Source organism: Glycomyces tarimensis (assembly GCF_054776215.1).
This window is the reverse complement of sequence record NZ_BAAHCB010000023.1, coordinates 108,114-117,206: the sequence shown is the minus strand read 5'-3', so window position 1 is coordinate 117,206 and position 9,093 is coordinate 108,114. Positions and strand designations below refer to the sequence as shown.

Here is a 9,093-nt window from a genome sequence, read left to right as displayed (position 1 = left end):
GCCGTGATCAAGCGCCAGCTGTACCGACATCACTCGGAAGCGGCTTTTGCATAAGCTTCCTGATTCGGCTCGGCTCAAGCGATGCGGGCGAGATTGTGGAGACCGGCGTTGTAGATGCGGTAGGGGATGGCTCCGGCCTCGTAGTGGACTTCGACCTCGAAGGGCCTCACCGGTAGCAGCCGCGCCTCCGGGACGACCGCCAAGACTCCTCGCACGTCAGGGGCAAGGCGGGCCGGAAATGTCGCCAGCAGAGAGCGAATGGCGTTCGAAGGAACCCGAAGCTGCTGCATGACACCGGGATGAGCCGAGAACCTCAGGCTCCTTCAAGCCCCCGCCTGGACATTACGGGACAGCCTTTAGGCGGCATCCCGCTGTTCCAGCCATTTCAGCATCGCTTGGTTGGTTTCTTTCGGCTTTTCTTGCTGGATCCAATGACCGCAATCCAAAGTGACCACTTCCACATTGGGCACGAACGCGGACAGGTTCTCAGACCTCGCGACCGCATCCCGGTCGCCGTAGATCATGAGGGTGGGCTGCTGGATGATCGGGTCCACGTCCGCCAGCAAGCGCCAGTTGCGGTCAAGGTTCCGGTACCAGTTGATGCTGCCGGTGAACCCCGCTTTCTCGAAGGCGGAGATGAAAACGGCCAGTTCGCTGTCGCTCATCAAGGGCTCTCCGAGCGGTGTTGCGGCTCTGGCGAGATTGATCATCGCCATACCCGGCTGAGGCTCCTCGGGGGGCTTGTTCTTCCGGTACAGGTTGCGAAGGAACTGGAATGTGTGCTCTTCGAGCACGGCGTCTGCGACGCCCGGCTGTCGATTGAAGTGGACGAAATAGAAGTCGCCGCCGAGCATGTCCTCCATGAACTCGACCCAGGGCTTTTCTCCGCGCTCCTGGTAAGGCAGGCTCAGGTTGATCACCTTGTTCACACGGCTTGGATGCAGCAAGGTCAATCCCCAAACGACCATCGCGCCCCAATCATGACCGACGAAGGTGGCGTCTTCGTATCCGTAGTGATCGAGAAGTGCGATGAGATCACCCGACAGGTGTTCGATGTCGTATTCGGCCACTTCGGTCGGACGGGACGAGTCGCCATAACCCCGCTGGTTCGGGACGATGACATGGTAGCCCGCCGCGGCGAGGGCGGACATCTGATGACGCCAGGAAAAGGCGTGCTCCGGCCAGCCGTGACAGAGCACAATGGGCTCTCCGGCATTTTGTCGGCCCGCTTCGAAGACTTCGAGTGCTACACCGTTGACTGAAATAAGGGTGGGCTCGGGGAAATCGGCTGGATCGAACATTGCATTTCCTCCATGGTTTTTCGAGGTGTTCAGACGATGGCCGGAATCGAGCACTCGGGTGAGTCCTCGTCCGGGCTTGGGTGACGGCCTGGCGCATCGAAGTTCCTTTCGGCGGATTACCGATCCTGGGTGCCGTCTGATCGGTTGCCACCACCGTATGGCGCATTGCGGACAGGATCGGTCCTCAGGTGGTGGCAGACTGAGAAAATGCCGAAAGACCCCACTGGTCGAGCACTGCAGTTGCTCTCGCTCCTGCAGACGCATCGATGCTGGCGCGGCGCCGAACTCGCCGAACGCCTCGAGATCACCGAGCGAACGGTGCGCCGCGACGTCGATCGTCTGCGCGACCTCGGCTATCCGGTCGATGCCACGTCGGGAAAGCACGGGGGCTACCGACTCGCGACCGGAGCGCACGTGCCGCCCCTGGTCCTCGACGATGATGAGGCCGTCACGGTAGCCGTCGGCCTGCGCTACGCCGCGGAGGCCGCCATAGGCGGTATGGAGGAGACGTCGCTGCGCGCCCTGACGAAAATCGAGCAACTCCTGCCCCATCGACTGCGCCGACGGGTGTCGGCGCTGCATTCGAGCATCACGTCGATGCGATCGGCCACCGACGACGACATCGTCGACCCCGAAGCACTCAGTGTGCTCGCGGCGGCGTGTCGAGACCGTGAGGACGTGCGTTTCGACTACCGACGACGTGATGGCGAGAACGGCCGACGGCTCGTCGAGCCGCACCAACTCGTCACCGCCGGCCGTCGCTGGTATCTCGTGGCATGGGACCGACATCGCCGCGACTGGCGCATCTTTCGGCTGGATCGGCTCCGGGAGCCCCGACCGGCGGGCGGTCATTTCGCGCCCCGCCCGATCCCGGGCGGCGATGCGGGGAGCTTCGTCGCGAGCTCACTCGGCTCGCTGCCCCGTCACCATGAGGCGAAACTCGCCGTCAACGCCGCGATCGCCGAACTCGAGGGTGTGCTCCGATGGGTGGACCACACACCGATCGAGACGCAGGCGGACTCCTGTTCCGTCCAGATCCGCGACGATGATCTCGACCGGCTTGCATTGACCGTGGCCCGCATTGCGCTCACCGCCCCTGTGGCCGTCATCGAACCGGCTGAACTTGCCGACACCGTCAGGCGACTCGCCACTCACCTCACCGTCTCGCCACCATGACGATCAGGAGCGGATCGGCCGATCAGGTCATGTGGCGCAAGGTCGCCGCCGAGCATGGATTCGCGGTCATGGCCTACGACATTCCAGCGGCGCATTAATACTTCGAACTGTTTTGTATTACGACGACCCGGTGTGATCGCACTGACCCCACAATGGCCGATGCAATTGGAGAATCGCGCGTGTTGCTGGTTGTGCCGGCGTGACTGGTGTGCGATGGTGCTCAGATCGCGCAGTGCGCGTACTCCGAAACCCAATTGAATATGGCCCGGTGGGCCGCCCTTCCATCGCCAAACAGATCGGCGGCCCACCTTGCAAACCCTGAGAGGAAACCTCCCATGGTTCATGTCAGCGTACGCCAAAATCGGCCCGGCGGCACCGAGCAAAACACCTTCGAGCGACACTCCCGAGGCCCCGGCAGCCCCCTCGTCGAAGTCCCCGGTGACGGCTTCTACGACTGGGCCGGTCGACGCCTGTTCCTGCCCGACGGCCGACCCGACCCGAACACGCCCGGCGCCTACCGCTACCAGCACGACCCCGAATGCACCGACCGCACCGCACCCGAGTCCGACCCGGCCAACCCGCGTTACGAGCCGCCGCACCTGCGCCACCGGCCCGGCGACACCTGGGAGATCGGCGGCAAGCCCCACGACCCCGAGGACTCCGGCCCCTACGGCGCCTCGGGCTGGTACCAAGACCGGCGCACCGGCCGCCACCGCCGAGGCGAACTCCCCGATCCACTCCCGCCCGAGCGGGACAGACCCGGCCCCGCCCCGCGCGGGCACCGCCGGCACCTGCCCGAACCGGCATCCGACCACCGCGCCGAGGAGCCCTACCGATTCTCCAGACTCCGCGAAGACGCCTGGGACCGCTGGCTGATCGACTCCGAGCCCCTCGCCCGAGCCCACATCCGACGCCCCGAGCCGGAGCGAGCATCCGGGCGCCTCATCGCCGCGCTCATCCGCTTCGCGCGCTGGACCGCCGCTCTATGCTCCGGCTCCCATCACGCCGAGGCGGCTCCCGCGCAGGCCGCGCCGGAAACCGAGTCGCCGCTGAGTCTGCGCGGCACGCCGGCGAATCCCCCGCTGCCCAGACCTCGTGCCGGCTACATCGACTCGTGGGAACGGGCCTTCGACGCCCGTCGCCCGGTCGCGGGAGGCGGTCTCGCATGAGCCGTGCCGCTCACACGCCGCACCGCATCCGCGCCCGCTACCTGCGGGCGCTGCGCGTCCTACCCCTCCAAGCGGGGCTTCCCGGCCCGATCGACCCCGACCGGCTCACTGTCCTCGGCACCGACACCATCGCCGGTCGAACGGTCAAGTTCGGCACCATGACCAGCGCGCCGCGCATGTGGATCGCCTTCGCCGACATCGAGCCCGCCCTGCTCGGGTACATGACGGGCCTGGTCGTCGGCGAACCCGATCTGTGGATCTGCGAGACCGCCCACCGCGACTGGGTCCTCGAAGGCGACAACACCCGCCGCTTGAATGAAGCGGCGGCCGTCGTCTGGTTCGCCTGCGAACGAGACGACGGCTGACTAGATCGGGGAGAAGCGCGGGCAGGGGCGCAACGCCTTCCGAAGGGCGAGCAGACGCACGGGAGGCGATCCTTTCTCCCCTCGACCGTTCCCTGGGGTCGGCCCGCCTTTCCCGACCTCCCGCTGCCGCCGTTCGCGACGTCCGAGGACCGTCGTCGTCTGCGGCTGCCGGCGCTCCATGTCGCGCTCATCGACGACGGTGAGCCGTCGCTGTCCACCAAGATCCTGTGGCGGGACGCCGCCCTGTCCGGCCCGGAGGCCTGACCGATGCTCCGCTCTGCTGTGGGCGGATCCGCCCAGGGCGGATCCGATGGCGCCCCAGCCGCGTGCCGCGCAGTGTGGATCCATGAGCGAAGACCAGAAGACCCCACTGTTCAATGAACGGGCCAGACGCGAGCTGTACCAGCAGCGCGTCCTGGTCCTGGACGGCGTCCTCGACGACGACAACGGCCTCCTGCTGGCGACGCAGATGATGGCCCTGGCCACCGAGAACACCTCGGCCGACATCGCGCTGTGGATCCACTCCCCGGGCGGGTCCGTCCCGTCGATGCTCGCGATCCGCGACATCATGCGGCTCATCCCCTGCGATGTGTCCACACTGGCGATCGGCATCGCCTGCAGCGCCGGCCAGTTCCTGCTCTCGGCCGGCACCAAGGGCAAGCGGCGCGCCATGCCGCACGCCCGGGTGCTCATGCACCAGGGCTCGGCCGGGATCGCCGGCGCGGCCGTCGACGTCGAACTGCAGGCCAACGACCTTCGGTACACCCGCGACACGGTGCTGGGGCTCACCGCCGAGGACACCGGGCAACCGGTCGAGCGGATCTTCGAGGACTCGCTGCACGACCGCTGGTACACCGCCCGCGAGGCGCTCGAATACGGCTTCATCGACGCGGTCGTGAGCTCCTTCGACGAGGTGTCGCCGCGCTTGCACCGGAACATCGGCATCGGCCTCACCGCGGAAGGAGGGGCCCGATGAGCTCCTACACGATTCCGAACGTCATCACCCAGCATCCTCGCGGCGAGCGGGTCATGGACGTCTACTCGCACCTGCTCGACGAGCGGATCGTCTACCTCGGCACCCCGATCGACTCGGGCGTCGCCAACGCCCTGGTCGTGCAGTTCCTGCACCTGGAGGCCACGAACCCCGAGCGGGAGATCCAGTTCTACATCAACTGCGAGGGCGGCGACCCGAGCGCGATGCTCGGCGTCTACGACACGCTGCGCTACATCCGGTCGCCGGTGGCGACCACGTGCGTCGGCCAGGCCGTCGCGGCCGGCGCGGTGCTCCTCGCCGCCGGCGAGCCCGGGAAGCGGTCCGCGCTGCCGCACTCGCGGATCATCCTGGACCAGCCGACGGCGCAGGGCCGCGGGACGATCCCGGACCTGATCCTCCAGGCCGACGAGGTCGTGCGCGTGCGCGCCGACATCGAGAAGATCCTGTCCCGGCACACCGGGCAGAGCCCGGAGACCCTCCGCGCCGACACCGATCGCGACCGGGTCTTCACCGCGGACGCGGCGAAGGACTACGGGCTCCTCGACCACGTGCTCGAAGAGCGGTGACCCGGCCGTGTTCGAGCACTCGCGTTCCCGTTCGCGAGTGCTCGAACACTCCTGGAACTCGCGGTCCGATCGATCTGCCCGGCCCCGGCGGGCCCGCCAGCTTTTGCGGGTCCGCCTGCCGCCAGAGGTCCTGCCGCCGACGCCGCGCCGACGCCGATCGCTGAGGCCCGTCCCAACTGGGCGAGCCGGGCTATGCGAAAACGCCGGCCCGCGCCGCTTCGGCGGCGGCTCTCGCGGCCCGGTCGGCCGCGGCCTCGTCGAGCGGATCCCCGCCCATGAGGAGGCGGTAGTAGAGCGGCGCCGAGACCGCCTTGACGACCTCGGCGGCGTCCGTCCCTCGCGGAATCTCGCCGCGCTCGACGGCCTGCTCGACGCACGGCGCCCACTCGGCGGTCCGCGTCGCGTAGAAGCGGTGCAGGGCCGCCTCGGCCTGCGAGTCGCAACCGGCGGCGATGATGAGCGCCCGGAACAGCCGACCCTGCCGCGGGTCGGCCAGGGTCCTGCGAACCAGGCGGGCCTGCGCGGTCAGATCGCCCAGCAGCGTGCCGGTCTCGCTGCGCGGCAGCGACTCCTCCGCCATCTCGGTCAGCAGGTCGGCCACCAGCCCGGGCACGGTGCCCCAGCGGCGGTACACCGTGGTCTTGCCTACGCCCGCGCGATGGGCGATGTCGGCCAGGTCGATGTTGTCGAAACCCCGCTCGGCGAGGGCGTCGCCGGCCGCGCGGAGCACCGCGGCGCGCACCTTGGCGGTGCGCCCGCCGGGGCGGACGGTTCCAGGGTCGGGCCGCGCATCACTCATAACGGGTCTCCAGTTGCGTTAATGGCTCCTGTGCGCTAGTTTAGACCAGCCATTAACGGAACTGTAGAACCATTAGAGGAGAGCTCCCATGGAATACCGCAGACTCGGCGCCTCGGGCCTCGAAGTGCCCGCGCTCAGCTTCGGCGCCGGCACGTTCGGCGGCCGGGGACCGCTGTTCCGTGCCTGGGGCACGGCCGGAATCGACCAAGCCCGCCGCATGGTCGACGTCGCGCTCGACGCCGGAGTCACCATGTTCGACTCGGCCGACGTCTACTCCGGCGGCGCCTCCGAGGAGATCCTCGGCGCGGCGCTCAAGGGCCGACGCGACCAGGTCCTCATCTCCACCAAGGCGAGCCTGCCGATCGGCGAGGGCCCGAACGAGGCCGGCTCCTCCCGCCCGCGGCTCATCGCCGCGGTCGACGCCGCGCTGCGCCGGCTCGGCACCGACCACATCGACCTGTTCCAGCTCCACGCCTTCGACGCCCGCACCCCCGTCGAGGAGACCGTCGCGGCGCTCGACGACCTCGTCCGCGCGGGCAAGCTCCGCTACGTCGGCGCCTCGAACTTCTCCGGCTGGCAGCTGATGAAGTCGCTCGCGGTCGCCGACCGGCGCGGCTGGAGCCGCTACGTCGCCCACCAGGTCTACTACTCGCTCGTCGGCCGCGACTACGAGTGGGAGCTCATGCCGCTCGGCCACGACCAGGGCGTGGGCGCGCTCGTGTGGAGCCCGCTCGGCTGGGGCCGGCTGACCGGGAGGATCCGACGCGGCAGCCCGGCCCCGGACTCCAGCCGCCTGCACGAGACCGCCCAGTGGGGACCGCCCGTCGACGACGAGCACCTCTACGGCGTCGTCGAGGCACTGGACGAGATCAGCGCCGAGACGGGCCGGACCGTTCCACAGATCGCCATCAACTGGCTCCTGCGCAGGCCCACCGTCGCCTCCGTGATCATCGGCGCCCGCGACGAGGACCAGCTGCGCCAGAACCTGGGCGCCGTCGGATGGGAGCTGGCACCCGAGCAGGTCGCCCGGCTCGACAAGGCCGGCGCGAAGACCCCGCCGTACCCGTACTACCCGTACGAGCGCCAGGAGGGCTTCGCGCGCCTCAACCCGCCCTTGACGCCGTCCGGCGCCTGAGCCGCTTCGCTCAGCACTCGAAGTTCGCGGTCGGCTCGCAACACCGCGAAGCTCGACCCAGCGTCCCGACCCCCAATGCGATCAGGACACCGGCGTCGCTGGTGCTGAACCGCTCACCAGATCACCGCGCAACGAGATACTGCTGCCGGGCTAGGCCGCCAGCGCGTACGCGGCGCGGCATGCCACGCCGGCGATGGCGTTGACCTCGGCGGCGCGCAGCCGCTCGGCGACCCCGAGCGCCAGATCGGCGAGCGTCGTGTCGAGCGCTCCGGCGACGGCGGCGATCATCTCGCTCGAGGGCTCCTTGAGACCGCGCTCCATCTCGGAGAGGTACTGCGGCGAGATCCCGGCGCGGCTCGCGGTGTCGGCCAGCTTCTCGCCGCGTTCGCGACGCAGGCTCCGGAGGCGTTCGCCGAGCGCGTCGCGCCACAGCGGTTCGCGGTCGCGGCGGTTCGGCTCGCGCGGCGGCGCGGCGGCGTCGTCGCGGACGGGTTTCGTCAGTGGGGGAGTCTCAGCCATGCCTCATGGTAAGGCGATGGCGATGTCGGATCGAGTCCGTTACGCCGACGGCAGAATCCCGGCGGGGCGATCGCGCGCAGGCTCGCGTCGCCCCCGCCGGGAGCCCTCACGCGGCCGGCACCTGGAAGTAGTGGCCGGCTTCGAGCTCGGCGAGCAGCCCGTGGTGTTCGGGGGTCCAGCCGAGGCGCTCGCGGGTGAGATCGGCGGAGACGACCGCGTCGTAGGCGGTGAGGGCGCTGATCCAGCCGAAGTGGTCCGCCGCATCGGCGCTCGCGATGCTCTCGACCGGCACGTCCAGCCCACGCCCGATCGCCACGGCGATGTCCCGGAAGGGGATGAGCTCGTGGACGCCGTGGTACCTGGAGCCGGGCGTGCCCGACTCGAGGGCGAACCGGAACAGGCGCGCCGCGTCGCGGCGGTGGACGGCGGGCCAGCGGTTGCGCCCGTCGTCCACATAGCCTGAAACGCCCTGTTCGCGGGCGACGCCGATCAGTGCCGGGACGAAGCCGTAGTCGCCTCGGTCGTGCACGGAGGCGGCGAGGCGGACCACCGAGGACCGCACACCGCGCTCGGCGAGCGCCGTCGTGGCGTTCTCCGAGGCCATGCGGTGCACGGCTGGCGAGTCCGGGTCGACCGCGTCGTCCTCGGTGCCGGCGGTGCCGGACCGTGCGGTCACGGCGCCGGCGGTGACCACCAAGGGTTTGCCGGTGCCGGCCAGCTCCTCGCCCATGGCCTCGATGGCCGCCAGGTCGGCCCCGCCGGAGTTGGGAAGGTCGGTGAAGTCGTGGATGAAGGCCAGGTGGACGACGCCGTCCGCCCCGGCCGCACCGCGGCGGAGGCCGTCCAGGTCGCCGAGCTCACCGCGGTGCGCCTCGGCTCCGACGGCGGCCAACCGCTCGACGGCCCGCTCGGAGCGGGCGAGGCCGACCACTTCGTGACCGGCCTCGATGAGTTCGGGGACGACGGCGGAACCGACGAAGCCCGTCGCGCCGGTGACGAATACTCGCATGATGTGCTCCTTCTGACGAGTGGCACCGGCCCATGCCGGCGCTTCCATCGTCGGCGCGGG

General features: G+C 69.3%; 11 protein-coding genes. 6 read left to right on the top strand and 5 right to left on the bottom strand.

Translation table 11 applies throughout. The annotated features are described in order from the left end of the window. Positions 1-74: 74 nt before the first annotated feature. Complete coding sequence (locus tag ACYVK3_RS19235; protein WP_460498949.1) at positions 75-203, bottom strand: hypothetical protein; 129 nt, start codon at positions 201-203, stop codon at positions 75-77. Positions 204-356: 153 nt separating this feature from the next. After that, positions 357-1,301 (bottom strand): alpha/beta fold hydrolase, encoded by a 945-nt coding sequence (locus ACYVK3_RS19230; RefSeq protein ID WP_460498948.1) that lies wholly within the window; start codon positions 1,299-1,301, stop codon positions 357-359. 207 nt (positions 1,302-1,508) lie between these two features. Between ACYVK3_RS19230 and ACYVK3_RS19225 the strand changes: the two genes are divergently transcribed. The 5 genes from ACYVK3_RS19225 (at position 1,509) to ACYVK3_RS19205 (ending at position 5,571) form a co-directional block, all read left to right on the top strand. Continuing rightward, positions 1,509-2,477 carry a helix-turn-helix transcriptional regulator gene (locus tag ACYVK3_RS19225; protein WP_460498947.1) on the top strand — a complete coding sequence of 323 codons (969 nt, stop codon included), beginning with the start codon at positions 1,509-1,511 and terminating at the stop codon, positions 2,475-2,477. 335 nt (positions 2,478-2,812) lie between these two features. Next, entirely contained in the window at positions 2,813-3,646 is an 834-nt protein-coding gene (locus tag ACYVK3_RS19220) for a hypothetical protein (protein WP_460498946.1), read from the top strand. Further along, a complete protein-coding gene (locus tag ACYVK3_RS19215) occupies positions 3,643-4,011 on the top strand; it encodes a hypothetical protein (RefSeq protein ID WP_460498945.1) in 369 nt (122 codons plus the stop codon). The genes ACYVK3_RS19220 and ACYVK3_RS19215 overlap by 4 nt, the downstream gene beginning before the upstream one ends. Positions 4,012-4,357: 346 nt before the next feature. After that, a complete protein-coding gene (locus ACYVK3_RS19210) occupies positions 4,358-4,987 on the top strand; it encodes a ClpP family protease (protein WP_460498944.1) in 630 nt (209 codons plus the stop codon). Continuing rightward, positions 4,984-5,571, top strand: a complete 588-nt coding sequence (locus ACYVK3_RS19205) for a ClpP family protease (protein ID WP_460498943.1) — start codon at positions 4,984-4,986, stop codon at positions 5,569-5,571. Before ACYVK3_RS19210 ends, ACYVK3_RS19205 begins: the two co-directional genes overlap by 4 nt. Before the next feature lie 190 nt (positions 5,572-5,761). Here ACYVK3_RS19205 and ACYVK3_RS19200 read toward each other — a convergent pair whose 3' ends face one another. Next, the gene (locus tag ACYVK3_RS19200; protein ID WP_460498942.1) at positions 5,762-6,370 is read right to left on the bottom strand and encodes a TetR/AcrR family transcriptional regulator; all 609 of its coding nucleotides are present in this window, start codon (positions 6,368-6,370) and stop codon (positions 5,762-5,764) included. An 88-nt stretch (positions 6,371-6,458) separates the two neighbouring features. On the opposite strand from ACYVK3_RS19200, the gene ACYVK3_RS19195 reads away from it, so the two are divergent. Continuing rightward, positions 6,459-7,505 (top strand): aldo/keto reductase, encoded by a 1,047-nt coding sequence (locus tag ACYVK3_RS19195; RefSeq protein ID WP_460498941.1) that lies wholly within the window; start codon positions 6,459-6,461, stop codon positions 7,503-7,505. Positions 7,506-7,655: 150 nt separating this feature from the next. Here ACYVK3_RS19195 and ACYVK3_RS19190 read toward each other — a convergent pair whose 3' ends face one another. Together ACYVK3_RS19190 and ACYVK3_RS19185 are read right to left on the bottom strand one after the other, a co-directional pair. Then, positions 7,656-8,024, bottom strand: coding sequence for a helix-turn-helix domain-containing protein (locus ACYVK3_RS19190; RefSeq protein ID WP_460498940.1), 369 nt, complete (start codon positions 8,022-8,024; stop codon positions 7,656-7,658). Between the two features lie 106 nt (positions 8,025-8,130). Next, positions 8,131-9,033, bottom strand: coding sequence for an SDR family oxidoreductase (locus tag ACYVK3_RS19185; protein ID WP_460498939.1), 903 nt, complete (start codon positions 9,031-9,033; stop codon positions 8,131-8,133). Between the last annotated feature and the right edge of the window lie 60 nt (positions 9,034-9,093).